Origin of the sequence: Streptomyces parvus, assembly GCF_014648875.1 — a bacterium.
In the GTDB taxonomy this organism is placed as follows: Bacteria; Actinomycetota; Actinomycetes; order Streptomycetales; family Streptomycetaceae; genus Streptomyces; species Streptomyces parvus.
In genome coordinates this window covers 46,035-71,846 of record NZ_BMRY01000018.1, presented here as the reverse complement: position 1 = coordinate 71,846, position 25,812 = coordinate 46,035, and the positions used below count along the sequence as shown (strand labels likewise).

Sequence of the window (25,812 nt, the reverse complement as noted above, 5' to 3'; positions counted from 1 at the left end):
CTTGCTCGGGACCGCCGGGGCGGCGGCTCGGGGGGACGGGGCGGAGCTCGCGTACGGGTGGGGTCCGTACGGGAGGTGCGGGGATGGTGGGGGTGGCGGTGGTACGGGGGGTCATGGGGCCGGCTCGCTCAGCGCGCGGTCCAGCGGTACGTCGGAGGTCGTCACGACCGACGGCAGATCGAGGTCGGCCGGGGTGGGCATGATGCTCCCGGCCAGCTGCACGGCCGCGGCCCCGTGGGCGACGGCCGAGGCGAGCGCTTCCGGGCCGCGCCCGCCCGCCGCGAGGAAGCCGGCCAGCGAGGCGTCCCCGGCGCCGACATTGCTGCGTACGGCGGCCACCGGGGCGGTCGCGAAGTAGGCGCCCGACGCCTCGACCAGCAGCTGCCCGTCCGCTCCCAGACTCGCCAGCACCGACCGGGCGCCGCGCCCGCGCAGCTCCTCGGCGGCCTTCAGCGCGTCGCCCACCGTGGCCAGCGGACGGCCCACGGCCTCGGCCAGCTCCTGGGCGTTGGGCTTGATCACATCGGGCCCTCCGGCGAGCGCGGCGGTGAGAGCGGCACCCGAGGTGTCCAGCGCGATCCGGGCACCGGCGCGGTGGCTCCGCTCGACCAGCTCCGCGTACCACCGGGGCGGCAGTCCGCGCGGCAGGCTCCCGCAGCAGGCGATCCAGTCGGCGGCGGCCGAGCGGACCCGGACCGCTTCGAGGACGTCCTCCGCCTCGGCCGGACTCAGTTCGGGGCCCGCCGCGTTGACCTTGGTCAGGGTGCCGTCGGGTTCGACGAGGGTGACGTTGATCCGGGTGTTCCCGGCGATCGGCACCCCGGCCGCCTCGATGCCCAGGTCGCCGAGGAGCCGGGTGAGCAGGGCGCCCTCCGGGCCGCCCAGCGGGGCGACGGCGACGGTGCGGTGCCCGGCCGCCGCGACCGCGCGGGAGACGTTGACGCCCTTGCCGCCCGGGTCGACGCGGTCCGCCGTGGCGCGCAGGACGGTGCCACGGGCCAGCCCGGGCAGCTCGTAGGTGCGGTCCAGGCTGGGGTTGGGGGTGACGGTGAGGATCATGCGCGTACTACTTCCGTGCCCCGGCTCTCGATGGAGCGGGCGTCGTCGGGGCTGAGGCCCGTGTCGGTGATGAGCAGGTCCACATCGGTGAGGTCGCCGAAGCGGGCGAAGTGCTCCTGCCCGAACTTGCCGGAGTCGGCGAGCAGGACCACCCGGCGGGCCGCCCTGATCACGGCCCGCTTCACCGCGGCCTCCGCGAGGTCGGGCGTGGTCAGACCGCGCTCGGGACAGAAGCCGTTGGTGGCGAGGAAGACCACGTCGGCGTTGATCTCGGCGTACGAACCCAGCGCCCAGGCGTCGACGGCCGCGCGCGTACGGTGCCGGACCCGGCCGCCCACCAGATGCAGCGCGATGCCCGGGTGGTCGGCGAGCCGGGCGGCCACCGGCAGCGCGTGCGTCACGACGGTCAGCGCCGCGTCGACCGGCACGGCGGCGGCGAGCCGCGCGGTGGTCGTCCCGGCGTCGACGATCACATTGCCGTCGGCGGGCAGTTCGGCGAGGGCGGCCTGCGCGATGCGGTCCTTCTCGTCGGCGGAGAGGGCGTCGCGCTCGGCGAGGTCGGGCTCGAAGTCCAGCCGCCCCACCGGGATCGCCCCACCGTGCACCCGGCGCAGCAGCCCCGCCCGGTCCAGCGCCTTGAGGTCCCGCCGGACGGTCTCGGCCGTCACCTGGAACTCCTCGGCCAGGGACAGCACGTCGACCCGGCCGCTCTCCTGGGCGAGGCGGAGGATCTCCTGCTGACGCTCCGGTGCGTACATGTGGTTTCGTTTCCGTTTCATGCCCGAGTCTGTGGTTTCGCGCTCAGGTTACGTCCGGGGTGCGGGAATGTAAACACATTCGGGCGACGAGTGGGCATGAACGGACGAGACCGCCTCCCGCCGGGGAAGCGGGCACACGAACGGGCGGGGCGCACCGTGCACCGGTGCGCCCCGCCCGACGGATCCGGTCAGCGCGTGCCGGGCGCGTTCTCGCTCAGGGGACGGGCCAGCAGGGGAGCGCCGGGGACCTGGTGGCCGCCGCTGGCGATCATGCGGACCTCGCCCCGGTCGCTGATCTCGGCGCGGACGATCCCCGTCTCGTCCTCGTACACCGGGAACCCGCCGGCCCCCAGCCGGTCGGTCAGCCGGACGGAGACCACGTCGTCCGCGGCGCCGGACATCTGGAAGATCAGCTCGTAACGCTCGGTGTGCACCATCTGATTCATGACGTTCTCCCGGCCGTGCGCGGAGAATACGGCCCTGCCGCCATTGTTTCGCACCCCGGCGCGGACCGCCCGGGGAGCGACGGCCAACGGGCGGAGCCGCCCGGTCGATCGGGTGACTCCGCCCGGTAGGACAACATGACGGAAGGCCCGGACGGCTAGGCATGCGTGCATGAGACTTGAGCCTCGACGAATGAACAGTGCCTCCTCCCGTTCCCGCACTCTCAAGGCGGTCGGCGCCCTCTCCCTGGCCGCGGCCACGGCCCTCCTGATGACCGGCTGCGGTCAGAGCTCGGACAGCGCGAGCAGCGCGGCCACCTCCGAGGCGGCCAAGGTCGTCCCGCAGAAACAGACGACGACACCGTCGGCCACCGCCCAGCTGACCGAGGACCAGCAGGAACGCAAGACGGTGCTCGACGCCACGAAGGTCACCTTCGACGACGCGGCCACCACCGCCACCGGCGAGGTCGCCGGAAGCAAGCTCGTCGATCTGGACCTGGAGGGTGTGGACGACGACGACAACCAGAGCCCCAGCCCGACCACGACCGGCAGTCCCACGGAATCGCCCAGCCCGACCGGCTCCCCGAGCCCGACCGGAACCGGCAGCCCGAGCGCGAGCCCCGGCGCCGACGGCCCGGTCTGGGCCGCGGAGGTCGCGGAGAAGGACGGCACGATCCACACCGTCCGCATCAACGCGGTCGACGGCAAGGTGATCGAAGCCCGTGTCGACGCGGACCAGGACGCGGACGACAAGAAGCAGACGGCCGACTGGCTCGCCCAGGCCACCCAGACTCCGCAGCAGGCGGCCAAGGTCGCCACCGAGAAGAAGAAGGGGACGGTCACCTCCGTCAGCCTCGAGGACAACGAAGGCGACGGCGTCATCTGGCAGGTCGACGTGGTCGGATCCGACTGGAAGAAGACCACCTTCGACGTGGACGCCAAGAACGACACCATCATCCGCGAGGAGACCGACGAGGACTGACCGCCTCACCACCCGACCCGCGAAGGGGTACGCCGGACACCCGGCGTACCCCTTCTTCCTGTACGCGCCGCCGTGTCGTGCGAATTTGCCGGAATGGCAACTCTGATCGCGTCGGGCGGACACCGCGCCGCATGATCGTCGGGTACCCGCGTCCGTCCGCGAGCCGAGGAGAACCTCCCATGCAGCCCGAACCGTCCGCCGTACCGCGTCACCGTACCGTCGAGGCGCCGGCCGGACGCCTGCACCTCGTCGAGCAGGGCTCCGGCCCGCTGGTCCTGCTGGTGCACGGCTTTCCCGAGTCCTGGTACTCCTGGCGGCACCAGCTCCCGGCCCTCGCCTCGGCCGGTTACCGGGCGGTGGCGATCGACGTGCGCGGCTACGGCCGCTCCTCCAGGCCGGCCGAGACCGACGCCTACCGGATGCTGGACCTCGTGGCGGACAACGTCGCCGTCGTCCGCGCCCTCGGCGAGGAGAGCGCGGTGATCGTCGGCCACGACTGGGGCTCCAACATCGCCTCCGCCTCCGCCCTGCTCCACCCCGAGGCCTTCACGGCGGTGGCCCTGCTGAGCGTCCCCTACGCGCCTCCCGGAGGCCCCCGCCCCACCGACGTCTTCAGCCGGATCGGCGGCCCCGAGCAGGAGTTCTACGTCTCCTACTTCCAGGAGCCGGGCCGTGCGGAGGCGGAGATCGAGCCCGACGTCCGGGGCTGGCTCGCGGGCTTCTACGCCGCCCTGTCCGCCGACACCATGCCCGCCCCGAACGATCCCGACCCGCACTTCGTCGCCCGTGACGGCGGCCGGCTGCGCGACCGCTTCCCGACAGAAGCCCTTCCGGCCTGGCTGAGCGAGGACGACCTCGACGTCTACACCGGGGAGTTCGAACGCGCGGGAATCACCGGCGCACTGAACCGCTACCGCACCATGGACCGGGACTGGGAAGACCTCGCCCCGTACCGCGGAGCCCCGGTCGAACAGCCGTCCCTGTTCATCGGCGGCACCCTGGACGCCTCCACCACCTGGATGTCGGATGCCATCGACGCCTACCCCACCACCCTGCCCGGCCTCACGGCCTCCCACCTCCTGGACGGCTGCGGCCACTGGATCCAGCAGGAGCGCCCCGACGAGGTCAACCGCCTGTTGACCGACTGGCTCGCCGCCCTCCAGGGCTGAACCTTCTAGTAAGCACCGCCCGGCTTCCGGCGGTCGAGCAGCCGGCAGACGAAGTCCTCCTGGAGCTCGCGGAGCGTGGCCAGCAGCCGCGGGTTCGTCGCACTGTTCACCTGGGAGGTGAGGGAGACGGTCAGGGACCGTTTGCCGTCCTTGGTCGCCGCGGCCAGCTGGGTGTAGCCGGGGAAGTTGCCGGTGTGGCCGTACACGGTGCCGCAGCGCGTCGCGTACGAGAAGACGGCGAGACCGGCCCTGTTACGCCCGGGACCGGCGGGTTCGGAGCTGCCCGCCACGAACGACAACTGCTGTTTGCGGACCGCCGGGCCGAGCCCCAGCCCGCCGGCGTAACCGCGGATGAAGGTCCCCAGGTCCCGGGGCGTGGAGACGATACCGCCCGACGCCCACACACCCGAGGCGCTGAGCACCGTGCTGACGTCCTCCGGCGCGCCCGGCTCGTCCACCGCGTAGCCGTGCAGATAGGGCGTGGGCAGCCGGTACCCCTGCGGGAGGCTGGTGTCGCGCAGGCCGAGCGGCCGGTGGACGAGTTCGGCGAGGAGCTTCTCGTACCGCCGGCCCGTCGCCGCCTCGGCCATCAGCGCCACGGCGATGTTGTCGGAGTTGGAGTAGCGGTACGCGGACCCGGGCCGGAACCGCAAAGGGTCCCCGGCGACGTAGTCCAGCAGCCGGCGGGAGTCGAAGTGCCTGCGGGGATCGGCCGTCAGCTCGGCGATGAACCTCGGATCCTCGGTGTAGTCGGGGAGCCCACTGGTGTGGTTCAGGAGCTGGCGGAGCGTCACCCGGTGCCAGGCGACGGGCAGCGCGGGCAGCCGCCGGCCGATGGTGTCGTCGAGACCGAGCGCGCCCCGCTCGGTCAGCTGCAGGGCGACCGAACCGCTGAAGGCCTTCGCCGTGCTCGCGATCCGCATGTGGTCCGTGGTGCGGGGCGGACGCCCGGTGCCGAGCTGCGACGTACCCGCCCGGTACACCTCGCTCCGGCCGTCGACGGTGAGGACTGCGATGGCGCCGGGCGGCCCGCCGGGGGTGTCGACGAGCGCCTGGAGCCCGCGCCGCAACGCGGGGTCGGCCGGTCCGTGCGGGCCGCCGCCCCCGTCCGGGCCGCTGTCACCGCCCGCGTGGGCCGGGCCGCTCATCAGCCCGGTGAGCGATCCGACGGCGAGGGCGGCGACGACGGCTCTCCGCCGCCGGGGCCGAGGGCGGGGGAGCGGGGCGTCCGGGTGGGAACGTGCGGGCACGGGGGCCTCCTGAAGGCGGTGGGCGAAGGGCGGGCGGCCGATGTACGGACCATTCCCGCGAGCCCCAGCATCGGGCGGCCGGACGGCGCTTGCCCCCGAGGTGGACCATCCGGGCGACCACTGCAACACCGCCGGTGCCGGGCCGCGCGCCGGGCCCCCGCCCGTTCCTTCCTTCTCCATCGCCCCTGGCTGCCGTTCTCCGAGCGCGGCGGTCAGTGGGCCGGGGGAGCGCCCCCGCTCAGGTCCAGGACGTACCGCCGCCCGGGGCGGTCACCGAACATGACGTCCTCCAGCGGCTCGAACCCCGAACGCGCCAGCACCGCGCGGGAGCCCGTGTTGTCCAGCGTCGTCTCGGCGCGCAGGGAGGTGAGCCCGTACTCCTCGACCGCCAGCACACAGATCCGCTGGACCGCCCAGGTGGCCAGCCCCTGCCCCGCGGCCTTCTCCGCTATCCGGTAGCCCAGCTCGGCCGAACCCTCCCGCACCTCGACGAGGTTGATCCGGCCGAGAACGCCGCCGTCGGCGTCCTCGATGAGGTGGAAGTGGTGCAGCCCCGCGTCCTGCTCGGCGAGCAGGACGCGATGGCGTTCGGCGAACTCGGCGAAATAGGCGTCGCCCCGGTCGGTGATGGACGCGGCGAAGTAGGTCCGGTTCTCCCGCTCGAAGGCGAGCAGAGCCTCGGCGTGGTCAAGGCGGAGTCGGTTGATCGACGTCATACCCGGATGCTAAGCCCGCGCTCCCCGGAGGAGTCCGGTGGATCAGCGCTGACCGGAGTTCCCGCGCTCCAGCGCGAGGACCAGGCCGCGTTCGGCATCGGCGGCCGAGGCGCGCCGGTACGCCCGCTCGTACGCAGAGTCGCCCGCTGCCTGCCGGGCCCTCAGCTCCCACTGCTCGCGGATCGCCCCGAGCTCCGGGGTGCCCCGGTGCGGGTGGCCGATCATGCGCCAGTAGGCGTGCCCCGTACCGGAGGCACGGGCCGCGGCCACCCCGTTCCCCTGGGCGGCGATGGCTCCGGCGAGCAGATCGAGGCCGAGCGCTATGCCGAGGCTGTCGTGGAGCTCGTGCTTGCTCGCGAGCATCGCGCGCGCGTGGCTCTCCGCATGACGGGGACGGCCCTGGAGCAGGTGGATGAGGGCGAGTTGATGATCGGCGTACGCCCGTGCCCAGTGCTCGCCGAACCGCAGGCTGATCCGCTGGAGCCGCATGGCCTCCTCGTACGCCTCGTCGAGCCGGCCGAGCGCCGACAGGGAGAACAGGCGTATCACCCGGCAGCGCAGTTGCGAGGGCGCGTCGGCCGGATCCCCCGGATGGTCCGCCAGCGCGCGGTCGCTGACGGAGTACGCGGTGAGCGGCCGGCCCATCATCAGGTACGTGAAGCTCACGGAGTGGGCCGCGAGGAGCACCGCCTCCGCGTCCTCGTCGCGGCGGGCCGCCTGCTCGCACTCCTCGCCGACACGGCGGGCCGCCTCGTGGTCGCCCTGGAGGGTCAGCGTGATCCCCAGGGCCCAGAGCGCCCGGGTGCGGTGCGGCCCGGCGGAGAGCGGCAGGGCGAGCACCCGCTCCAGGTACGTACGGGCCTGGTGCAGATGGCCGCAGCAGCTCCAGAAGAGACCGGCGCACCCGGCCATCTCCATCGCCATCTCCGGGTCCTCGGACAGCAGATGGTCGAGGGCCGCGCACAGATCCGCGTGGGTGTCGGCGATCCGGTGGTACCAGAGGACCTGCGAGGGCCCGAGCCAGCCCGCGTACGCCTGGACGGCGACATGGGCGAAGTGCCGGGCGTGCCGGTCGGCGAGGAGCGCGTCCTCCGCCAGCTCGGCCAGCCACATCGCCCCGTACTCGCGCAGGGTGTCCAGCATCCGGTAGCCGTCCCCGGTCCGCCGGAGCACGGACTGGTCGGCCAGGCGTTCCAGCGCGGGCGCGACGGCCTCGGCGCCCAGAGGCCCGCCCGCGCACACCGCCTCCGCGTCCGGGACCGTGATGACGCCGCGGAAGACGGAGAGCCGCGCCCACAGCAGCCGCTCCAGCGGGGCGCAGAGCTCGTGGCTCCAGCCGATGGTGGTGCGCAGGGCCCGGTGGCGGCGCGGCCAGACGGTGTCGTCGGTGAGGTCCTCCGTCCGGGAGGCCAGCCGCACCGTGATCTCCTGCGCGCTGCTCTCGCGGAGCTGGGCACAGGCCAGTTCGACGGCGAGCGGTATGCCGTCGAGGCGGCGGCAGATCTCGGCGACGGCGGCCGCGCTCGCGGGGTCGTCGAGCGAGAGATCCGGGGCGACGGCGGCCGCGCGCTCGTGGAAGAGCCGGACGGCGTCGTCGCCGTCGTCCCCCGCGGACAGCGGAGGCACCTCGACGCACGTCTCGCCCGCCGAACCCAGCGGCTCCCGGCTGGTGGCCAGGACCGTCAGCCCCGGGGCCGCGGCGAGCAGTTCGGTGACGAGCCGGCCGCAGGGGCCGACGATCCGCTCGCAGCAGTCGAGGACGAGCAGGAGGCTCTTTCCGGACAGCCATTCACCGAGGGCTGCCACCGGCCGGCGTGGGCTGTGGTCCAGGAGCCCGACGCCGTCGCAGACCGTCGTGGCGAGCAACTGGTCGTCGTGAAGATGGGACAGATCGGCCCACCAGACGCCGTCGGCGTACCGGCCCCGGGCACGCTCGGCGGTGCGCAGGGCCAGCCGGCTCTTGCCGACCCCGCCGCTGCCGGTCAGCGTGACCAGCCGATGATCTCGAAGTGCCCGTTCGATGCTGACCAGTTCGCTGGTGCGGCCCACGAAACTGGTCGTCACGACGGGAAGGTTGCCCATCACGGGGACATCCTGCCTCGCCAGGGCCCACCGCCTCCGTTCATAGCGAAAAGCAGTCAGAAACGGCCGACAATGCATCTCTTTCGATCGGTGAGCGGCGTCGTTCGAAAGGTGTGGAGGCGGCCGCGGCAGTGCCTCGGGCGCCGGGAACGGCCCGCCGAACCCCGGGCTCTCGGCCCCGTCACGCGTACGGAGAGGCGCTGTCATACCCCTGCGCTACGTTGCGGGCATGACGCAATTCGTACTCGTGGCAGGGGCGTGGCTCGGTTCGTGGGCGTGGCGCGACGTGGAGCCCGACCTGCGCGCTGCCGGTCATGGAGTCCACCCGCTGACCCTCTCGGGGCTCGCCGACAAGCGGGGGGTGCCCGCCGGGCCGGGGACACACGTCCAGGACATCGTCGACGAGGTCGAGCGCCTCGGCCTGCGCGACGTGGTGCTCGTCGGACACAGCTACGCGGGCATTCCCGTCGGGCAGGCGGCCGAGCGGATCGGCGACCGGCTGGCCCGCGTGGTCTTCGTGGATTCAGGCGTCCCGGCCGACGGCGAGTCGTTCGTCTCCGGGTGGCCCGACGGCCGGGCCGGGGTGGAGGCCGCGATCGCCGCCAACGAGGGCTTCTGGCCGCCGCCGGCCGCCGCCGACTGCGCGGACCAGGGCCTCACCGACGAGCAGATCGCCCGCTTCCTCGGCGGTTCGACACCCCACCCCGGCGGCACCCTCACCGAGCCCGCCGTCCTGGCACGTCCGTTGGGACTGCTGCCCGCGACGTACGTCAAGTGCCTGCTCGACTGGCCCGAGCCGAGCCCCGGGGTGGCCGAGCTGCTGACGAGCGAGCGCTGGCGACTGGTCACCATGGACACCGGCCACTGGCCGATGTTCTCGCAGCCGCGCGAGCTCGCCCGGATCCTGCTCGACGCGGCAGGATCGGACCTCCCGGGAACGGACGCCTGACCATGTCGACCTCATCCCGGCCGGCCCGCCCGGAGCGGCGCCCACCGGACGAGGCGGCCACGGAGCATCCGGAGATCACTTACATCGGTTGCGCGCGGTGCGGCACCCTGATCGCGGGCCTCGACGGGCGGTACGCCTGCTCGGGCTGCGGCTGGGTCAACGAGTGGACCGAGGGCCACCGCCCCCTGCCCGAGGCCCGACGCCGCCGCGGCTGAGCCCCGACCGGCTCTCCCCGACCGGATCCCCCGACCGGCCCCCCTCGACCGGTTCCCCGGCCGGCTCCCCCCGACCTACGACAGCACTGCCGACATCACCCGACCGAACTGCCGACGACCCGGCGGCCGCCCGGCCGCGGAGGAGACCTCGCCATGCCCGACCCCCACGACGCCGACCCGGTCCGCGCCTCCCTGGCCGAGATCGCCGCCCTGCTCGCCCCGGCGCACCCCGACGTGGCCGAGGAGGTGCTCCGCGCCCACGACAGCCCGCACGACTACGTGAGCGCCTTCGCGGACCGGCTGGACGATCGGGGCATCGACGAACCGGTCGACGACCTCGCCTGGATCGCGCTCGTCGACGCGCTCGCCGCACACGGTCTGCTCGCGGAGCTCGACTGGAAGGAGGACCCCCAGGAGATCCGGGCCCAGCTGCGGCAGCTGGAGTCGCGGCCCTCCGTGGATCCATGGGTGCCCTTCGAGGCCGACACGTCCACCCTGCCGACCGACGAGTTCCTGCACGCGTGCGGCCGCCACTACCGCGAGATCGGTGCGGCTCTGGCCGTCCTCGACATCGACTCCGACTGCTACCCGGTGGTCGGTCTGCGGGCGGCCCGGACCGACGAGCTGACCGCGCTCGCCGCCAGGGCCGGCTTTTCCGCGTACGAACTCGGCACGGACCCCGGCAGGCCGTGACGGAGATCTCGCCCGCCGCCGGGAGGGCGGTAGGGAACGCGGTTCCAGCAGGTGCGGCGGGGTCCGCGCGCCGGAACGGAATCGCGACCGCCGTCGCCCACCACGTACACTCGCCCCCGCCTCCGCAGACCCGCGGAGGCGTTCCGCACCAGACCGACGGGGAAACAAACCGTATGAGTTCCGCAGACAGCACCGAAGCACCGATCTACGCCGGCCTCGTGGAGGAGCAGGGCGATGTGCCCGCCGAAGTCCGCCGGGTGGCCGAGGAAGTCCTGCGCGAGGCCGACCGCGCCCTCGACTTCGGCACCGTACGAGCAGCCGCCGCAGCCCGCTAGCAGCGCGCCGGAACCACCCGGTGGCAGCCGCCCCAAGGCGGCCAAGTCCATCACGGGACGATAAACGTCCTGCAACTATTGCCATATTCTTGCGTTCGCGACGCGATGGTTTGCTGAAGAGCCGTCGTCGATGGACGTGGGTGAGGCCGCGGCAGGCCGGGCCCCGAACGACGGGCCCTTCACCGCCGCGGCCCCCCGGCCACCCGCCGCGATCGCCCCGGCGGCCGTGCTTCGGTGAGCGGTCCACGCAACCGCGTGGAGAGCGCTCCCAGCCGGCCGCCGAAGGGCGGGAAACCTGCTTGTCGTGCCGCCCGCGACGCCCGCCCCGCGACGCCGCCCGCGCCGCACTCGCGGCGGTCCGGGCCTCGCGGAGCCGCGCCCCCGCCGGCGCCGTCTCAGCCGTCCTGACGAAGAAGGACGCGGACATCGACGCCCTGCTCAAGGACGCCCAGTCCAAGATCGACGGAATCCTGGCCCGAGGCTGAACGCCATGAAGACCACCTCCCACCCCGCAGCGCCCGCGAGAGGGCGGTCCGCCGGTGCGACGCCTCCCCCGGGGGACGCGCACCCGGCGGGCCGCGGGCCCCGGCGACCGCTGCGCAGGAAGATCGCCGACCAGGCCACCGCGTACGGGTTCCTGATCGGCGGGCTGCTCTGCTTCATCCTGTTCTCGTGGTACCCGGCGGTCCGGTCGGTGATCATCGCGTTCCAGAAGTACACCCCCGGCTCCGACCCCGAGTGGGTCGGCACCGCGAACTTCACCCGGGTCTTCCAGGACCCGGAGTTCACGGCCGCCTGGCGCAACACACTCACCTTCACCGTGCTCGCCCTGGTCATCGGGTTCGCCATTCCCTTCGTCATGGCGCTCGTCCTCAACGAACTCCGGCACGCCAAGGCGTTCTTCCGGGTCGTCGTCTACCTCCCCGTGATGATCCCGCCGGTCGTCAGCGCCCTGCTGTGGAAGTGGTTCTACGATCCGGGCGCGGGCCTGGCCAACGAGGTGCTCGGCTTCCTCCACCTGCCGACGTCGAACTGGACCAACGGCGCCGACACCGCGCTCGTCTCGCTGGTTGCCGTCGCCACCTGGGCCAACATGGGCGGCACCGTCCTCATCTACCTCGCCGCCCTCCAGGGCATACCCGGCGAGCTGTACGAGGCGGCTCGACGGAGCGTCCGTCTGGCAGCGCGTCCGGCACGTCACGATCCCGCAGACCCGCTTCATCATCCTGATGCTGATGCTCCTCCAGGTCATCGCGACGATGCAGGTGTTCACCGAACCCTTCGTCATCACCGGCGGCGGCCCGGAGAACTCCACCGTCACCGTGCTCTACCTGATCTACAAGTACGCCTTCCTCTACAACGACTTCGGCGGCGCGTCCGCCCTCAGCGTGATGCTCCTCCTGGTGCTCAGCGCGTTCTCCGCCCTGTATCTGCGACTCACCCGCACCGACTGAGAGGAGCGTCGCCCGCCATGACCCAGACAGCTCCGCCCCCGGTGGCCAAGGCGTCCGCCGTCCGCGCCAAGCGCACCGGCGAGACCCCGGCCGCCCGCTCCGTACGCACCGTCATCTCACCGCTGGCGCTCGCCGGACGCCGCGGCAAGGTCACGTACTGGTCGGTGTTCACCCTCGTCGTCCTGCTCTTCGCGTTCGCGTTCCTCTTCCCCGTCTACTGGATGGTCACGGGCGCGATGAAACCGCCCGAGGAAGTGGTGCGCACCCCGCCCACCCTCGTACCCGAGCAGTGGCAGGTGAGCGGCTACACCGACGCCTGGGACCTGATGCGGCTCCCGACCCACCTGTGGAACACGGTCGTCCAGGCGACCGGCGCCTGGGTGCTGCAGATCGTCTTCTGCACCGCCGCCGCCTACGCTCTGTCCAAGCTCAAGCCCGCCTTCGGCAACGTGATCCTCGGCGGCACCCTCGCCACCCTCATGGTCCCGGTGCAGGCCCTCGTCGTACCGAAGTACCTCACCATCGCCGACATGCCGCTGATCCACGTCAACCTGCTCAACGACCCGCTGGCCATCTGGCTGCCGGCCGTCGCGAACGCCTTCAACCTCTACCTGCTCAAACGGTTCTTCGACCAGATCCCGCGCGACGTCCTGGAAGCCGCCGAGATCGACGGGGCCGGCAAGCTGCGCACCCTCTGGTCCATCGTCCTGCCCCTGCCGAGGCCCGTCCTCGGCGTCGTGTCGATCTTCGCGCTGGTCGCCGTCTGGCAGGACTTCCTCTGGCCGCTGATGGTCTTCTCCGACACCGGGAAACAGCCGATCAGCGTGGCTCTCGTGCAGCTCTCCCAGAACGTCCCGCTGACCGTCCTGATCGGGGCCATGGTCATCGCGAGCATCCCGATGGTCCTGATGTTCCTGGTCTTCCAACGGCACATCATCGCCGGAATCAGCGCGGGCAGCACCAAGGGCTGACCCACGCCACCCCGGTGGCCCAGCCACCCAGGACCCGCCGCCGTCCCCGGCCTTCCCACCCCGCTCCGGGGCGGCGGCGTCAGACCCTCCCCAGCTCCCTCGCTCCTCCCTGTCGCGCGGACCGGCCCACCCCGCCGGCGACCGCGCCCGCCCGAAAGGAACCCGCCTTATGGAAGGCAGCCAGCTCGCCGCCGACGACTGGTGGCGCTCGGCCGTCATTTACCAGGTCTACGTCCGCAGCTTCGCCGACGGCGACGGGGACGGCACCGGCGACCTGACGGGCGTACGGTCCCGGCTGCCCTACCTGGCCGAACTCGGCGTCGACGCGCTCTGGCTCACCCCCTGGTACCTGTCCCCGATGGCGGACGGCGGATACGACGTCGCCGACTACCGGGCCGTCGACCCCGCCTTCGGCAACCTCGCCGAGGCCGAGAAGCTCATCGCCGAAGCCCGCGAGGCCGGGATCCGCACCATCGTCGACATCGTCCCGAACCACGTTTCCGACCAGCACGTCTGGTTCCAGGCGGCACTCGCCGCCGGTCCCGGCAGCCCGGAGCGCGAACTCTTCCACTTCCGCCCCGGCCGCGGCGCACACGGCGAACTGCCCCCCAACGACTGGGAGAGCGAGTTCGGGGGAGTGCCCTGGACCCGCGTCGAGGACGGCGAGTGGTACCTCCACCTCTTCGCCACCGAACAGCCCGACCTCAACTGGGCGCACCCCGCCGTACGCCAGGAACACGAGGACGTCCTGCGCTTCTGGTTCGAGAGAGGCGTCGCCGGGGTGCGCATCGACTCCGCCGCCCTCGTCGCCAAGGACCCGGCCCTTCCCGACCTCGAAGGACACCAGGGGCCCCACCCGTACGTCGACCGGGGCGAGCTGCACGACATCTACCGGAGCTGGCGCGCCATCGCGGACGAGTTCGGCGGCATCTTCGTCGGCGAGGTCTGGCTCCCCGACGCGGAGCGCTTCGCCCGCTACCTCCGCCCCGACGAACTGCACACCGCCTTCAACTTCACCTTCCTCAGCTGCCCCTGGGACGCGGGACTGCTGCGCAGAGCCATCGACGACACCCTCGCCGAACACGCCCCCGTCGGCGCCCCCGCCACCTGGGTCCTCTGCAACCACGACATCACCCGCACCGTCACCCGCTACGGCCGCGAGGACACCGGATTCGCCTTCACGGCCAAGGCGTTCGGCGTCCCCAGCGACCTGGAACTGGGCACCCGCCGCGCCCGCGCCGCCGCCCTTCTCTCGCTCGCCCTGCCCGGCTCGGTCTACCTCTACCAGGGCGAGGAACTGGGCCTCCCCGAGGCCGACGTACCGCTGGACCGCATTCAGGACCCCATGTACTTCCGCTCCCAGGGGCGGGCCCCCGGCCGCGACGGCTGCCGCACCCCGCTGCCCTGGGCGGCCGGCGAACCCTTCGCCGGCTTCGGCTCCACCGTGGAACCCTGGCTTCCGCTGCCCGCGGACTGGCCGTCCCGCGCGGCCGACCTCCAGGAGCGCGACCCCGGCTCCATGCTGGCCCTCTACCGCGAAGCCCTGCGGCAACGGCGTTCCCTGACCGCACTGCACACCGAACCGCTGCGCTGGCTGAGCGAGGAGCCCGGCCTCCTCCTGTTCGCCCGGGGCGAGCAGTTGGTCTGCGCGGTCAACCTCGCCGAGCACCCCGCACAGCTCCCCGCCCACACCGAGGTCCTGCTCAGCAGCGGCCCCCTGGACTCCGACGGCCGGCTGCCAAGGGACACGGCGGTGTGGCTGGCCGTCTGAGCCGGGGCGCCCCGGCTCACGCGCTGCGGGGGCGATCGCCCCAGGAGTCCTGAGTATCCGCACTCAGGCCCCCGGCCCCGCCCGCCACGACGATGAAGGCGTGGCGGGCGAAGCCGGGAAGGGCAGGCCCGGCACCGCACCGCCGTCCACCGGGACGGCCGCGCCCGCCGGAACCAGGGAGAACCGTGCTCAGCCGCATCGCCGCCACCGTCGTCCCCTCGCTCGGACGTCTCACCGTCACCTCCGACCACGCCACGGCCCCCGCCGCCGGCAGCATCATCGTCGCCAACCACACCTCCCTGGCCGACCCGGGCATCGTCCTCGCCGCACTGCTGCGCCTGGGCGTCGAACCCGTCGTCATGGCCACCGCGGGCCTGTGGCGCATCCCGGTCCTCGGCCGCCTCCTGGAACAGGGCGGCCACGTGCCGGTGCACCGCAACACCCACCGGGCGGCCGGCGCCCTCGACGCGGCCGCCGTCGCACTCAGGGACGGCCGCCATCTCCTCATCTACGGCGAAGGACGGCTGCCCTGCCGCCTGGACGCGGCAGAGGCCCCGCCGGAGAGCTTCCGCAGCGGTCTCGCCCGCCTCGCGCACGCCTCCGGAGCGCCCGTCGTGCCGCTCGGTCAGGCAGGCGCCCGCCGGGTGACCTCGGGCCGGTGCGTCAAGCAGATCTCCGGGCTCCTCACCGCCCCGGCCCGCCGCCCCCGCCTCCACGTCCACCTCGGCTCCCCGCTGCACCTCCCGCCGGAGGTGGAGGCGGCGACCGCCACCGCCCGTGCAGCCGTCACCGCCGCCTGGCGCACCGCGGCGCACCACCTCGGTGAACCCGCGGCGCTCACCGGACGCTGAACGCGCCACGCCGCAGCGCGCCACGCGACCGGGAGAGCGGCTACCTCGCGTCGCGGGCCGCCTGCTCCAGGCGCTGCCGGTAGCCCTCCCACCAGGCGCGGTCGCCCGGCGGCATGTTCTCGTTGCCGGAGCGCAGCCCGACCGCCCCGTCGACGAGCTCCCGCACGATGTCGGCATGCCCCGCATGCCGCTGGAGGTCGGAGATCACATGGACCAGGATCTGGTGCAGCGTCACCCGGCTCCGGTCGTCCGGCCACCACGGGACCCGGCCCACCGCGTCGAGGGGCAGCTCGGCGATCGTCGCGTCCGCGTGCTCGGTCACCCGTTGGTGCAGTGCGAGGATGTCCGCACGGGACTCGTCGGCGGTCGCCCACATGTCCTGGTTCGCCTCGGCGTCGTCCTCGAAGGCGGGCACCACCTCGCCGAAGGGCCGCCCGAACGTGTCGCCGAAGTAGCCCAGCTCCACCCCGGCGGCATGCTTGACCAGCCCGAGGATGTTCGTACCGGTTGGCGTCAGAGGGCGGCGGACGTCGTACTCCGAGAGCCCTTCGAGCTTCCACAACAGGGCGTCGCGAGCGGATTGCAGATAACGCTGGAGATCAGCCTTCGGCTGCGAAAGGGTCATGCGCGCAGTCTGTCACCGGGCACCGACAGGACACTCTCCCGCCTCGGACGGGCGGCGGCGGGCACCCCGCCCGTCCCGGGACGCGTCCCGGGTGGCGGCGGCGCCCGGGGCGGCGTAGGTATGGAGGCGTGTTGCTCCGAGGGCGTACGACACCACGGAGCGTACCGGTCCGAGAACGGCCGGTGACCAGCAGGCCCACCCGGCCGGACCGCCGTCGGCGTTCGCCGGGTCACCACCGGGGGCGAGGAGACGGATCCCGATGACCGAGGCAGAACAGAGCACTCCGGTGCCCGGGATCCCGTGCTGGGTCAGCCTCATGACCCGGGACCTGCGATCCGCCGAGGAGTTCTACGGGACCGTTCTCGGCTGGACCTTCCGCTCCGGCACCCTCGGCGAGGGCTTCTCGGTCGCCCACGTCGGCGCCCTGCCCGTCGCCGGGATCGGACAGATCGCCCCCGGACTGCCCACGGTCGTCTCCTGGACCCCCTACTTCGCCGTCCAGGACGTCGACACCGCCGCGGCCCGGGTCCGGGAACGCGGCGGCACCATCGCCGTCGGCCCGATCCGGATCGGGCCCGGACGCGGGGCCATGGCCGCCGACCGGGAGGGGGCCGCGTTCGGCTTCTGGGAGGGCCGGACCCCACCCTGGTCGTTCGGCCGCGACAGCGCGCCGGCCTCCCTGGAACTGCGCACCAGCCACGCCTTCGACTCCGCGATCTTCTACGCCGAGGTGTTCGGCTGGGCCTCCGAGGAACCCGGCGGCTGCGAGGTCGGCTACGCCTACCGGCAGGACGCCGTCGTCGTACGGCAGGGCGGCCGCACCGTGGCCACCCTGCGTGGCGGCGGGGACGCGGCGTCCCCCGACGCTCTGCTGCGCCCGCGCTGGCACGTCCGCTTCCGGGTCGATGACCTGGGAGAGGTCACCGAGGCCGCCCGCGCGGCGGGCGGAGCGGTGGGCCCGCCGGTGGACTCGCCCGCCGACGGGAGCGAAGCGGTGATCAGAGACCCCGACGGCGGCGTCTTCACCGTCTGCGCCCACCCGGCGTGATCCGAAGGGCCCCGGCCGCCGCACGGAGGCTCAGCAGGCGCGGAACACGTATCCGGGACGCCCGGCCGGGACGACGTCGAGATCCCGCCGTACCACCGATACCTTCGCGCCCACGGACGAACACGCCTCCCTGAAGTCGTCCGCGGTGTACTCGACGACGAAGACCTTGTCGTCGTACGCGGAGGCGTAGTCGGCGCACTCGTCGTAGCGGCCGCACTCCTCGGCGACGGCGAAGTCGAACCCGATCTCCTCGCGCTGACCCAGCAGGTCCGTGGTGTTCTTCTGGCCGATCGCCAGGCCGGCCCCGTGCGCGCGGCCGGCCAGGAGCTTCGCGAACGCCGCGTTGTCCGCCCGGGTCAGCAGACCGTCGGAACGTTCGTAGGAATCGAGGTTGTCCGGCTCCACCGCCTGGAAACCGGACTCCGCGCAGCCGTCGATCCAGTCACCGACGATCCTTGCCAGCCGGGTGCGCTTGCCCGCGGTCGAGGTGTCGAGCAGCGCCTCGCCCCACGCCTCGTCGTTGACCAGGTCGCCGTCGGCATCGCGCAGCAGCAGATCCGGATTGTCCTTCTCCCACCGGTCGAGGGCGTCGGGCTGGGTCTGGAAGGCGTTGACGTAGCAGACGTTGTAGAGACCCTCGGCGGGCCGGGAGCCCCGGTCCCGGGAGACGGCCTCGACCCCGGCGGGCGGGGTGTACGCGCCGCCGATCTGATAGTCGAAGGCCGCGTTCGCCGCGGGCGGCACGACCTCCGGCGCGGCCTCGGCGGCCGTGTCCGGGGAGTCGGTGGCGGCGGCGTGGGACAGGAGCAGCCCCGCCCCCGCCGCGACCGCGATCCCGCCGGCCAGCGCGGCGAGGACCCGCCTGCGGCGGAGCGGAGGACGTACGGCGGGGTGGGGCATAGGTACTCCTGTGCGAGGACTTCGGACCTTCGCGGTGGCCCGTCAGGCCGGCGAGGCCTCGATGATCTGGAAGATGTTCGGCGCGGGCAGCGGCGTCACGCCGCGCAGGACGAAGCCGCCCGCCGTGCACAGAGACGCGAAATCGTCCGCGGTCCGTTCCCGGCCGCCGACATTGACCAGCATGTTGAGATCGGTGAGGTAGACACCCCCCGGCGGGTCCGCCGGCACGGTGGCGGGCAGCACCGGCTCGACGATCAGCAGGGAGCCGTGGGCGGGAATGACGTCCCGGATGTGCCGCAGGATCGTCGCACACCTCTCGTCGTCCCAGTCGTGGATGATGCTCTTCAGCAGATAGAGATCGCCGCCGGCCGGGGCCGAGGCGAAGAAGTCGCCGGTCTCCAGGGCGACGCGCTCGGCCAGGCCCTCGTCGGCCAGCCGCCGCGGCGCCTGCGCGAGCCCCTCGGCCGTGTCGAACAGGACACCCCGGAGCTTCGGGTGCTCCCGCAGGACCGAGGCCAGCAGGGTGCCGTCGCCGCCGCCGATGTCCACCAGGGTGCTGAAGCGTCCGAAGTCGAAGTGGTGCGGCACGGTGGCGGCGGTCAGCCGGGTGCCCTGGCTCATCGCCTCGTTGAACGCGGCGGACAGTTCGGGGTGCTGCTTGAGGTGGCCGAAGAAGTCGGTTCCGAACACTGTGTTGAACGTGGTCCGGCCCGTGCGCACGCTCTCGTCGAGCAGGTCCCAGCCCCGCAGCATGACCGGATCGGTGAACATCCGGGCCATCGCGGCCATCGAGCCGGCCGTGCCGGTGCGCAGGAAGTCGCCCGCCGCGGTTGTCCTGAAGAGGCCCGGTTCCGTCTCGGACAGCAGTTGGAGTCCGGCCAGGGCGCGCAGCAGACGCAGCGTGGCCTGCGGATGGGTGCCGAGGAATTCGGCGAGCGCGTCGGCGCTCAGCGTGCCCGACCCGATCCGGTCGAAGACGTCGAACCGCACCGCCGCGCCCAGCGCCTGCGTGGCCATCTGACCGAGCACGAGCCGTGACAAGGCCCCGCGCGCCTGCCAATCCACCGGCGCGTCCTCGTTGTTGCGGGGCTCCTGACCCTGACCATCCGTCATGTTCCGCACCTCCCTGTTGGGTTAGGTAAACCTAACCTCGAAGGGGTCGAGGGGCAATCGGCCGTCCTTCCGCGAGTGTCTCGGCGGCCTCCGCCGCCACCGCCTCGGCCACCGTCGCCAGGGCGGGCGAGTCCAGCTTCCACTGCTGCCAGTGCAGCGGTACGTCCACGGTGTGGTCCGGAGTGAGCAGCACCAGCCGGCCCTCGCGCAGCAACGGCTCCGCCTGGACGTCGGGCACCATGCCCCAGCCCATGCCCGCCGCCACGGCGCTCGCGAACCCCTCCGAGCTGGGCACCAGATGACGCCGGGAACTCGCCCGGGCCCCGGGGACGAGCCGGCGCACGAAGGAGTCCTGCAGGTCGTCGCGCCGGTCGAAGCCGACCACCGGGGCGTCCTCGATCAGCTCGCGCACATCGGCGCCCGCCCGCCGCCCCAGCCACCGGTCGGCGAAAGCGGGTTCGGCGACCGGCAGATACCGCATCCGGCCGAGCCTGCGCACCGAGCACCCCGTCACCGCCTCCGGCGACGACGTCACCGCGGCCATCACCAGCCCCTCCCGCAGCAGGGCGGCCGTATGGTCCTGGTCCTCCCTGCGCAGTTCGTAGGCGAGGTCCAGCTCCTGCGGTACGCGCCGCAGGGCGGGCAGGAACCAGGTCGCCAGGGAGTCCGAGTTCACCGCGATCGACAAGGGCGTCGGCTCGCCCGGCCCGGACATCCCGAGCGCCGTCTGCGCGTCGCGCTCCAGCCGGGACAGCTGGCGGGCGAAACGCACCACCACCTCACCGGACTCGGTGGGCCGCACCGGCTTCGTCCGCATCAGCAGCACCCGGCCCGTGCGCTGCTCCAGCGCCTTCACCCGCTGGCTGACCGCCGACGGTGTCAGCCGCAGCACGTTCGCCGCCGCGTCGAAAGTGCCTTCGTCGACCACGGCCAGCAGCGTGCGCACCTGATCGAGAGGAAGCTCGGACATCATGGATGCTAATGATACGTAAGAATCTTTAGCTGGACGCCGCGTTGTCGTGCTCCGTAGCGTCGGCCGCATGACGAACGCCCTGACCACCGCGGCCGCCGGATTCGGTACCGGCCTCTCCCTCATCGTCGCCATCGGCGCCCAGAACGCCCTGGTGCTGCGCCAGGGCGTCCGCCGGGACGGCGTCCTCGCTGTGGTCGGCATCTGCGCCCTGTCCGACATGGTGCTCATCACGCTGGGCGTCGCCGGCGTCGGCGCGGTCGTCGTCGCCTGGCCCTCCGCGCTCACCGTCGTGGGCCTGCTCGGCGGCCTGTTCCTGATCGCCTACGGACTGCTCGCCGCCCGCCGGGTGCTGCGCCCGTCCGCCCTGCACGCGGCGGACGCCCCGGCCCCGTCGCGCCGGGGCGTCGTGCTGACCTGCCTGGCGATGACCTGGCTCAACCCCCACGTGTACCTCGACACCGTGTTCCTGCTCGGGTCCGTCGCCGCCGACCAGGGCCCCTTGCGCTGGACCTTCGGCCTCGGCGCGATCCTCGCCAGCCTGTGCTGGTTCGTGACCCTCGGGTTCGGCGCCCGGCTGCTGAGCGGAGTCCTCGCCCGGCCCTCCGCATGGCGGGTGCTGGACGGCCTGGTCGCCGTGATGATGATCGGCCTGGGTACGAAACTGTTGCTGGGCGCCTGAATGCCCGGCGCCTCTTCCGCCCGGGGAGGAGGCGCCGGGGCGCCCCGCGGTCTACGACACCACGAGGACGAGCTTGCCGGTGGTGCGGCCCGTCTCGCCCAGCGCGTGCGCCTTCGCCGCCTCGGCGAGCGGGAAGGACGCCTCGACATGGGCGCGCAGCTCGCCGGCCCGGATCAGATCGGCGATGGCCGTCATGCCCGCGTGATCCGCCTCGACCAGCAGGTTCTCCACCCGGATCTCCCGCGCGGCGGCCTTCGCCGCCTCGGCCGGGTCGCCGCCCGGCAGCAGCGACACGAGCGTGCCTCCCGGGCGCAGGACATCGAGCGAACGCGCCCGGGTCTCGCCCGAGAGCGGGTCGAGCACCATGTCGACGTCGCTCACCGCGTCCCCGAAGTCCACGGTGCGGTAGTCGATGACCTCGTCCGCCCCGAGCCCGCGCACGAATTCGTGCTTGGCGGCGCTCGCGGTGCCGATGACGTACGCCCCCAGCGACTTGGCGATCTGTACGGCGAGGTGGCCCACCCCGCCGGCGGCGGCGTGGATCAGCACCCGCTGCCCGGGGCGCACGTCCGCCGTGTCGACCAGCGCCTGTCGGGCGGTGAGCGCGGCGAGCGGGACGGCGGCCGCCTGGACGTGGTCGACGCCCTCCGGCTTGTGGGCGAAGGCGCGGGCCGGGCCGACCGCGAACTCGGCGTGGGAGCCGACACCGTACGGGTAGGGCAGCATGCCGAACACCTCGTCGCCCGGCTTGAAGAGGGTCACCCCGAAGCCCACCGACTCCACGACCCCGGACACGTCCCAGCCCAGGACCAGCGGCAGCCGGTCCAGCAACATCCCCTGACCCCGGTGCTTCCAGTCCGTGGGGTTCACTCCGGCCGCCCGGACGGCGACCGTGATCTGACTCGGTCCCGCGACGGGCCGGGGAAGCCGGACCTCCTCCAGTACCTCGGGACCTCCGTAGACGCTCTGGCTGATGGCGCGCATGCTCTCGTTCTTCGTCATGCGTCCAGCCTCACTCCTGTCCGCCCGGCGTACCATGGCATGATTGCCATCTTTCGACAGGATCGTGCCATGGGAAACGTCCACCGCGTCGCCGTACTCGCCCTCGACGGGGTGTATCCCTTCGAGCTCGGCATCCCCAACCGGGTCCTCGGCGCGGCCGACGGCCGCTACTCCGTCGTGACCTGCACGGTCGACGGCCGCCCGGTGCGCACCAACGCCGATTTCTCGATCACCGTCGAGCACGGTCCCGAGGTGCTGGCGACGGCGGACACCCTCGTCATCCCGCCCTTCGACACCTCTCTCCTCACCCGGGAGGCGCCTGCGGACGCCCTCGCCGCGCTCGCGGCCGTACGCCCCGGCACCCGCATCGTCTCCATCTGCACCGGCGCCTTCCTCCTCGCCTCGGCCGGACTGCTGGACGGCCGACGGGCCACCACCCACTGGGCGCTCGCGGAGCTCTTCCGGTCCTGGTACCCCCAGGTGCGGCTCGACCCGGACGTCCTCTTCATCGACGACGGGGGCGTCCTGACCTCGGCCGGAGCGGCCTCCGGCGTCGATGTCTGCCTGCACCTCGTCCGCGCGGACCACGGCAGCGAGATCGCCAACCGGGTCGCCCGGCTCTGCGTCGTACCTCCCTGGCGCGACGGAGGACAGGCCCAGTACATCGAGCAGCCGGTGCCCGCTCCGGCGGCGAACGACACCGCCGCGACCCGCGACTGGGCGCTGCGCAACCTCCAGGAGCCGCTGAGCCTGGCGAGCCTCGCCGAGCACGCCCGGATGAGCCGGCGCACCTTCGTCCGACGCTTCAACGAGGAGGTTGGCATGAGTCCGGGCCGGTGGATCGTCCAGCAGCGGGTCGACCGGGCCCGGCACCTCCTGGAGTCCACGGACCTGGCGGTGGACGAGATCGCGGGCGAGGTCGGGTTCTCCACCGGCGCCTCACTGCGCCAGCATCTGCACGCCGCGATCGGCGTCACTCCACTGGCCTACCGGCGGACGTTCCGTGGCGCGGTCCTCGCGGCGGGGCGGCCATGAGGAGCGCACAGGCGCCCCGGCCGGTTCAGTCCTCCGGAGTCAGGCGGCCGAGGCGTTCGGCGCGCGCGGGCGTCAGATCGAGGGCGGTGAGGATCGAGGGCGCGGCGATGCTGGGGAGGATGTGCTGCTGGAGCGTGATGTGGCGGCGCTGCAGGTCCTGGTAGTTGGTGAGAGTCTGGGATACGGCCTGGGTGCCCGTGAAGGCGGCCACGTACAGGTCGGCCGTCTCGGTGGGGTTGACGTGGGGGAGCAGCTCACCGTTGTGTTTGGCCTGCGCGAGGAGGTGGTGGGTGGCTTCCTGCCAGCGGAGGAAAGGGCCGCTGCGGTCGAGGCCCTGGGCCTGCTGGTCCATGGAGAGGCGCACCCCCGCGCGGGCGAGGAGACTGGTCTGCAGGCGGTGGCTGAACAGCATCCCCAGATCGATGAGTTCCTGGAGTTTGAGTGACTGCTCCGGAACGGTCTGCGGCGGCTCCTGGGCATGGAGAACACCGAGCGCGAGATCTTCCTTGGACGGAAAATGAAAATAGAGAGCGCCTTTCGTCACGTCGGCGCTTTTGAGTATTTCGGTGATCGTCGCGGCTTGATAACCGTATTTCTCGAAAGCCTGCGCCGCTGCCATCAGGATTGCCTGGCGGGTGCGGATCGCCCGGTCCTGCTTGGCCATCCTGTCTCCTTTGCTGGGCCGGATGGCCCGGGAAACGGCCGGGACGGTGTGGGGAGGGGCGACCCTGCCGGGGATAGAAAAAAAACCGCTGAGTCTGTATCTTATCAGTGCACGTGCATCGCAGAAACGGCTCGCCATCACATGACCCCTGGGGGGAGTTATGCCCGAAGCAGCAGCCCTGATCGACTCGGTGCCGGCAATGGATTCGGAGGCCGACATGGTGCATCCCGTGGGGATCGACATGGTGCACCGGACCAGGCCGGAGGACGCGTTTCCCCGCAACTGGGTCCGTCTGGCGCACGATCGGTTCTCGGTGGCGGCGGTCCTGCCGCACGATCATCCGTTCTTCGCTCCGGTGGGTGGCGACCGGCACGATCCGCTGCTGGTCGCCGAAGCGATGCGGCAGGCGGCCATGCTCGCCTTCCACGCCGGGTACGGCGTTCCGCTCGGCTACCACTTCCTGATGGCGGACCTGGACTACGTGTGCCACCAGGACCACTTGGGCGTCGGCGGAGCTCCCACCGAGATAGACGTGGAGGTGTTCTGCTCCGACCTGAAGTGGCGGAGCGGGCTGCCCGTGCAGGGGCGTGTGGGCTGGGCGGTGCACCGGGGCGGGGAGCTGGCGGCCACGGGCATGGGCGCGACCCGCTTCACGAACCCCAAGGTGTACCGGCGGATGCGCGGCGACGCCCCCGCCGAGGGGATATCCATACCGGAGGCGGCGCCGGTCGACGCCGCCCGCGCGGGCCGGAGCAGGACCGAGGACGTGGTGCTCTCGGACACCGGCCGCGAAGGCGTCTGGGAGCTGCGCGTGGACACCCGGCACCCGACGCTGTTCCAGCGCCCCAACGACCATGTGCCGGGCATGCTGCTGCTGGAGGCGGCCCGTCAGGCGGCCTGCCTCGCGGCGGGGCCCGGCGGCATCGTTCCGGCGGAGGCGAGCACCCGGTTCCACCGGTACGCCGAGTTCGGCAGCCCTTGCTGGATCAGCGCGGTGATCCAGCCGGAAGAGGCCGAGGACACGGTGACGGTCCGGGTGACAGGTCAGCAGGACGGCGAACCGGTCTTCTCCACACTCCTGTCCGGTCCCCGGGCCGACGGCTGAGAGGTCTTTCCCAGTGATTCTCGTGACGGGGGCGACCGGAGCGGTGGGCCGCGAGGTCGCCGCACTGCTGGCGGCCGCCGGTCCCGTACGGATTCTCGCCCGCCGCCCGGACCGCGTGACGGTACGCGGGGACGGGGTCGAGGTCGTCGAGGGGGCGTACGGGGACCGTCCCGCCCTCGACCGGGCCCTGCGGGGCGTCAACTCGCTGTTCCTGGTGACGAACAGCCCCACGGAGCCCGACGACGAGCGGGTCGCCGGGGCGGCCCACGCGGCGGGCGTCCGCCACCTGGTCAAGCTCTCCATGATGGCGGTGGAGGAACCGGGAGCCGACGACTTCATCACCCGGCGTCAGCGGGAGAACGAAGAGGCGATCAGGGAGTCGGGGATCGCCTGGACCTTCGTCCGCCCCAGGACGTTCATGTCCAACACGCTGTCCTGGGCGCCCGGCATCCGCTCGGCGGGAGTGGTGCGCGCCCTGTACGGCGACGCCCCGGTCGCGTGCATCGACCCCCGCGACGTCGCCGCGGTGGCCGTCGCCGTCCTCACCGGCACCGGCCACGAGGGCAGGGCGTACGCCGTCTCGGGCCCGGAGGCGATCACCGCGCGGGAACAGACCGCTCAGCTCTCCCGGGTGCTGGGGCGGCCGCTGCGCTTCGAGGAACTGGGCCTGGACGCCGCACGTGCGGCCCTGCTGGCGAAGTACCCGCGGCCCGTCGCGGAAGCCTTCCTGGAGAGCGCGGAGCGACAGCGGGCGGGCGCGAAGGCGGCCATCGTGCCCACGGTCCAGGAGCTGACGGGCCGCGGGGCCAGGACGTACCGCACCTGGTCGGCCGACCACGCGGACGCGTTCGCGGCCGGATAGGAGCGGCTGCCCGGCTCGGCGAAAGCGCGCCGAATGCCCGACTGCCGAACTGTCCGACCGGTCAGGGAATGGGTCATTGTCTCGTTCCCTGGAAATGAAACCGGTAAG

27 protein-coding genes and 1 pseudogene are annotated in these 25,812 nt (G+C 72.5%); 16 read left to right on the top strand and 12 right to left on the bottom strand.

The genetic code is table 11. From position 1 onward, the window contains the following. Positions 1-111 precede the first annotated feature (111 nt). From pfkB to IE140_RS34430, 3 genes are all read right to left on the bottom strand, one after another. Positions 112-1,059 carry a 1-phosphofructokinase gene (pfkB, locus tag IE140_RS34440; RefSeq protein WP_150198330.1) on the bottom strand — a complete coding sequence of 316 codons (948 nt, stop codon included), beginning with the start codon at positions 1,057-1,059 and terminating at the stop codon, positions 112-114. Then, positions 1,056-1,817, bottom strand: coding sequence for a DeoR/GlpR family DNA-binding transcription regulator (locus tag IE140_RS34435; RefSeq protein ID WP_032778087.1), 762 nt, complete (start codon positions 1,815-1,817; stop codon positions 1,056-1,058). The genes pfkB and IE140_RS34435 overlap by 4 nt, the downstream gene beginning before the upstream one ends. A 188-nt stretch (positions 1,818-2,005) precedes the next feature. Then, the gene (locus tag IE140_RS34430; RefSeq protein WP_032768890.1) at positions 2,006-2,254 is read right to left on the bottom strand and encodes a DUF6296 family protein; all 249 of its coding nucleotides are present in this window, start codon (positions 2,252-2,254) and stop codon (positions 2,006-2,008) included. A gap of 199 nt (positions 2,255-2,453) precedes the next feature. Between IE140_RS34430 and IE140_RS34425 the strand changes: the two genes are divergently transcribed. Together IE140_RS34425 and IE140_RS34420 are read left to right on the top strand one after the other, a co-directional pair. Next, positions 2,454-3,242, top strand: a complete 789-nt coding sequence (locus tag IE140_RS34425) for a PepSY domain-containing protein (RefSeq protein WP_150198332.1) — start codon at positions 2,454-2,456, stop codon at positions 3,240-3,242. A gap of 179 nt (positions 3,243-3,421) precedes the next feature. Then, positions 3,422-4,411, top strand: coding sequence for an alpha/beta fold hydrolase (locus IE140_RS34420; RefSeq protein ID WP_150198334.1), 990 nt, complete (start codon positions 3,422-3,424; stop codon positions 4,409-4,411). Positions 4,412-4,416: 5 nt separating this feature from the next. Here the strand turns inward: IE140_RS34420 and IE140_RS34415 are convergent, their stop codons facing one another. From IE140_RS34415 to IE140_RS34405, 3 genes are all read right to left on the bottom strand, one after another. Continuing rightward, on the bottom strand, positions 4,417-5,559 hold the full coding sequence (locus tag IE140_RS34415; protein WP_150198336.1) for a serine hydrolase domain-containing protein: 1,143 nt from the start codon (positions 5,557-5,559) through the stop codon (positions 4,417-4,419). Between the two features lie 314 nt (positions 5,560-5,873). Then, on the bottom strand, positions 5,874-6,377 hold the full coding sequence (locus IE140_RS34410; protein WP_109177341.1) for a GNAT family N-acetyltransferase: 504 nt from the start codon (positions 6,375-6,377) through the stop codon (positions 5,874-5,876). A gap of 42 nt (positions 6,378-6,419) precedes the next feature. Next, a complete protein-coding gene (locus IE140_RS34405) occupies positions 6,420-8,459 on the bottom strand; it encodes an ATP-binding protein (protein WP_150198525.1) in 2,040 nt (679 codons plus the stop codon). Between the two features lie 229 nt (positions 8,460-8,688). Here IE140_RS34405 and IE140_RS34400 point away from each other — a divergent pair, with 229 nt between their 5' ends. The 9 genes and pseudogenes from IE140_RS34400 (at position 8,689) to IE140_RS34360 (ending at position 15,698) form a co-directional block, all read left to right on the top strand. Further along, entirely contained in the window at positions 8,689-9,408 is a 720-nt protein-coding gene (locus IE140_RS34400) for an alpha/beta fold hydrolase (RefSeq protein WP_150198527.1), read from the top strand. Between the two features lie 2 nt (positions 9,409-9,410). Further along, the gene (locus tag IE140_RS34395) at positions 9,411-9,623 is read left to right on the top strand and encodes a hypothetical protein (protein ID WP_100560713.1); all 213 of its coding nucleotides are present in this window, start codon (positions 9,411-9,413) and stop codon (positions 9,621-9,623) included. A 153-nt stretch (positions 9,624-9,776) separates the two neighbouring features. Further along, a complete protein-coding gene (locus IE140_RS34390; protein WP_150198284.1) occupies positions 9,777-10,316 on the top strand; it encodes a DUF6630 family protein in 540 nt (179 codons plus the stop codon). A 173-nt stretch (positions 10,317-10,489) separates the two neighbouring features. Continuing rightward, the gene (locus IE140_RS34385) at positions 10,490-10,651 is read left to right on the top strand and encodes a hypothetical protein (protein ID WP_010060665.1); all 162 of its coding nucleotides are present in this window, start codon (positions 10,490-10,492) and stop codon (positions 10,649-10,651) included. A 299-nt stretch (positions 10,652-10,950) separates the two neighbouring features. Next, a complete protein-coding gene (locus IE140_RS34380; RefSeq protein WP_150198286.1) occupies positions 10,951-11,136 on the top strand; it encodes a hypothetical protein in 186 nt (61 codons plus the stop codon). A gap of 5 nt (positions 11,137-11,141) precedes the next feature. After that, positions 11,142-12,105 (top strand): annotated as a pseudogene (locus tag IE140_RS34375) (carbohydrate ABC transporter permease). 17 nt (positions 12,106-12,122) lie between these two features. Continuing rightward, positions 12,123-13,076, top strand: a complete 954-nt coding sequence (locus tag IE140_RS34370; protein WP_189461022.1) for a carbohydrate ABC transporter permease — start codon at positions 12,123-12,125, stop codon at positions 13,074-13,076. Positions 13,077-13,245: 169 nt separating this feature from the next. Beyond that, positions 13,246-14,847, top strand: a complete 1,602-nt coding sequence (locus tag IE140_RS34365) for a glycoside hydrolase family 13 protein (RefSeq protein WP_150198288.1) — start codon at positions 13,246-13,248, stop codon at positions 14,845-14,847. Positions 14,848-15,032: 185 nt separating this feature from the next. Continuing rightward, the gene (locus tag IE140_RS34360; protein WP_032768905.1) at positions 15,033-15,698 is read left to right on the top strand and encodes a lysophospholipid acyltransferase family protein; all 666 of its coding nucleotides are present in this window, start codon (positions 15,033-15,035) and stop codon (positions 15,696-15,698) included. Between the two features lie 40 nt (positions 15,699-15,738). Here the strand turns inward: IE140_RS34360 and IE140_RS34355 are convergent, their stop codons facing one another. Then, positions 15,739-16,323, bottom strand: coding sequence for a DinB family protein (locus tag IE140_RS34355; RefSeq protein ID WP_150193874.1), 585 nt, complete (start codon positions 16,321-16,323; stop codon positions 15,739-15,741). A 259-nt stretch (positions 16,324-16,582) separates the two neighbouring features. On the opposite strand from IE140_RS34355, the gene IE140_RS34350 reads away from it, so the two are divergent. Further along, positions 16,583-17,371: a VOC family protein gene (locus tag IE140_RS34350; RefSeq protein WP_150193872.1), complete on the top strand. Its 789-nt coding sequence runs from the start codon at positions 16,583-16,585 to the stop codon at positions 17,369-17,371. 30 nt (positions 17,372-17,401) lie between these two features. On the opposite strand, the gene IE140_RS34345 is transcribed toward IE140_RS34350, so the two are convergent. The 3 genes from IE140_RS34345 to IE140_RS34335 are packed head-to-tail and all read right to left on the bottom strand — an operon-like array spanning position 17,402 to position 20,357. Further along, the gene (locus IE140_RS34345; protein WP_150193870.1) at positions 17,402-18,271 is read right to left on the bottom strand and encodes an endo alpha-1,4 polygalactosaminidase; all 870 of its coding nucleotides are present in this window, start codon (positions 18,269-18,271) and stop codon (positions 17,402-17,404) included. 42 nt (positions 18,272-18,313) lie between these two features. Continuing rightward, a complete protein-coding gene (locus IE140_RS34340) occupies positions 18,314-19,384 on the bottom strand; it encodes a methyltransferase (RefSeq protein WP_150193867.1) in 1,071 nt (356 codons plus the stop codon). A 31-nt stretch (positions 19,385-19,415) separates the two neighbouring features. After that, positions 19,416-20,357, bottom strand: a complete 942-nt coding sequence (locus tag IE140_RS34335) for a LysR family transcriptional regulator ArgP (RefSeq protein WP_150193865.1) — start codon at positions 20,355-20,357, stop codon at positions 19,416-19,418. Between the two features lie 67 nt (positions 20,358-20,424). On the opposite strand from IE140_RS34335, the gene IE140_RS34330 reads away from it, so the two are divergent. Next, positions 20,425-21,036 (top strand): LysE/ArgO family amino acid transporter, encoded by a 612-nt coding sequence (locus IE140_RS34330; RefSeq protein WP_093444597.1) that lies wholly within the window; start codon positions 20,425-20,427, stop codon positions 21,034-21,036. A gap of 51 nt (positions 21,037-21,087) precedes the next feature. On the opposite strand, the gene IE140_RS34325 is transcribed toward IE140_RS34330, so the two are convergent. Next, on the bottom strand, positions 21,088-22,038 hold the full coding sequence (locus IE140_RS34325) for an NADP-dependent oxidoreductase (protein WP_229827044.1): 951 nt from the start codon (positions 22,036-22,038) through the stop codon (positions 21,088-21,090). 69 nt (positions 22,039-22,107) lie between these two features. On the opposite strand from IE140_RS34325, the gene IE140_RS34320 reads away from it, so the two are divergent. Beyond that, the gene (locus tag IE140_RS34320; protein WP_150193863.1) at positions 22,108-23,073 is read left to right on the top strand and encodes a GlxA family transcriptional regulator; all 966 of its coding nucleotides are present in this window, start codon (positions 22,108-22,110) and stop codon (positions 23,071-23,073) included. 25 nt (positions 23,074-23,098) lie between these two features. On the opposite strand, the gene IE140_RS34315 is transcribed toward IE140_RS34320, so the two are convergent. Continuing rightward, the gene (locus tag IE140_RS34315; RefSeq protein ID WP_150193861.1) at positions 23,099-23,737 is read right to left on the bottom strand and encodes a ScbR family autoregulator-binding transcription factor; all 639 of its coding nucleotides are present in this window, start codon (positions 23,735-23,737) and stop codon (positions 23,099-23,101) included. Positions 23,738-23,897: 160 nt separating this feature from the next. Between IE140_RS34315 and afsA the strand changes: the two genes are divergently transcribed. Then, positions 23,898-24,842, top strand: a complete 945-nt coding sequence (gene afsA, locus IE140_RS34310; RefSeq protein ID WP_093444595.1) for a 2-oxo-3-(phosphooxy)propyl 3-oxoalkanoate synthase — start codon at positions 23,898-23,900, stop codon at positions 24,840-24,842. A 13-nt stretch (positions 24,843-24,855) separates the two neighbouring features. After that, on the top strand, positions 24,856-25,704 hold the full coding sequence (locus IE140_RS34305) for an NmrA family NAD(P)-binding protein (protein WP_093444594.1): 849 nt from the start codon (positions 24,856-24,858) through the stop codon (positions 25,702-25,704). Positions 25,705-25,812 lie beyond the last annotated feature (108 nt).

Coding starts and splice junctions, on each gene's coding strand:
- IE140_RS34435 (WP_032778087.1), bottom strand. CDS start 1,817: ATGTACGCACCGGAGCGTCAGCAGGAGATCCTCCGCCTCGCCCAGGAG.
- IE140_RS34425 (WP_150198332.1), top strand. CDS start 2,454: ATGAACAGTGCCTCCTCCCGTTCCCGCACTCTCAAGGCGGTCGGCGCC.
- IE140_RS34410 (WP_109177341.1), bottom strand. CDS start 6,377: ATGACGTCGATCAACCGACTCCGCCTTGACCACGCCGAGGCTCTGCTC.
- IE140_RS34325 (WP_229827044.1), bottom strand. CDS start 22,038: ATGACGAAGAACGAGAGCATGCGCGCCATCAGCCAGAGCGTCTACGGA.
- IE140_RS34415 (WP_150198336.1), bottom strand. CDS start 5,559: ATGAGCGGCCCGGCCCACGCGGGCGGTGACAGCGGCCCGGACGGGGGC.
- IE140_RS34390 (WP_150198284.1), top strand. CDS start 9,777: ATGCCCGACCCCCACGACGCCGACCCGGTCCGCGCCTCCCTGGCCGAG.
- IE140_RS34430 (WP_032768890.1), bottom strand. CDS start 2,254: ATGGTGCACACCGAGCGTTACGAGCTGATCTTCCAGATGTCCGGCGCC.
- IE140_RS34385 (WP_010060665.1), top strand. CDS start 10,490: ATGAGTTCCGCAGACAGCACCGAAGCACCGATCTACGCCGGCCTCGTG.
- IE140_RS34335 (WP_150193865.1), bottom strand. CDS start 20,357: ATGATGTCCGAGCTTCCTCTCGATCAGGTGCGCACGCTGCTGGCCGTG.
- IE140_RS34320 (WP_150193863.1), top strand. CDS start 22,108: ATGGGAAACGTCCACCGCGTCGCCGTACTCGCCCTCGACGGGGTGTAT.
- IE140_RS34330 (WP_093444597.1), top strand. CDS start 20,425: ATGACGAACGCCCTGACCACCGCGGCCGCCGGATTCGGTACCGGCCTC.
- IE140_RS34345 (WP_150193870.1), bottom strand. CDS start 18,271: ATGCCCCACCCCGCCGTACGTCCTCCGCTCCGCCGCAGGCGGGTCCTC.
- IE140_RS34395 (WP_100560713.1), top strand. CDS start 9,411: ATGTCGACCTCATCCCGGCCGGCCCGCCCGGAGCGGCGCCCACCGGAC.
- IE140_RS34355 (WP_150193874.1), bottom strand. CDS start 16,323: ATGACCCTTTCGCAGCCGAAGGCTGATCTCCAGCGTTATCTGCAATCC.
- IE140_RS34315 (WP_150193861.1), bottom strand. CDS start 23,737: ATGGCCAAGCAGGACCGGGCGATCCGCACCCGCCAGGCAATCCTGATG.
- pfkB (WP_150198330.1), bottom strand. CDS start 1,059: ATGATCCTCACCGTCACCCCCAACCCCAGCCTGGACCGCACCTACGAG.
- IE140_RS34420 (WP_150198334.1), top strand. CDS start 3,422: ATGCAGCCCGAACCGTCCGCCGTACCGCGTCACCGTACCGTCGAGGCG.
- IE140_RS34365 (WP_150198288.1), top strand. CDS start 13,246: ATGGAAGGCAGCCAGCTCGCCGCCGACGACTGGTGGCGCTCGGCCGTC.
- IE140_RS34405 (WP_150198525.1), bottom strand. CDS start 8,459: ATGGGCAACCTTCCCGTCGTGACGACCAGTTTCGTGGGCCGCACCAGC.
- IE140_RS34340 (WP_150193867.1), bottom strand. CDS start 19,384: ATGACGGATGGTCAGGGTCAGGAGCCCCGCAACAACGAGGACGCGCCG.
- afsA (WP_093444595.1), top strand. CDS start 23,898: ATGCCCGAAGCAGCAGCCCTGATCGACTCGGTGCCGGCAATGGATTCG.
- IE140_RS34400 (WP_150198527.1), top strand. CDS start 8,689: ATGACGCAATTCGTACTCGTGGCAGGGGCGTGGCTCGGTTCGTGGGCG.
- IE140_RS34370 (WP_189461022.1), top strand. CDS start 12,123: ATGACCCAGACAGCTCCGCCCCCGGTGGCCAAGGCGTCCGCCGTCCGC.
- IE140_RS34350 (WP_150193872.1), top strand. CDS start 16,583: ATGACCGAGGCAGAACAGAGCACTCCGGTGCCCGGGATCCCGTGCTGG.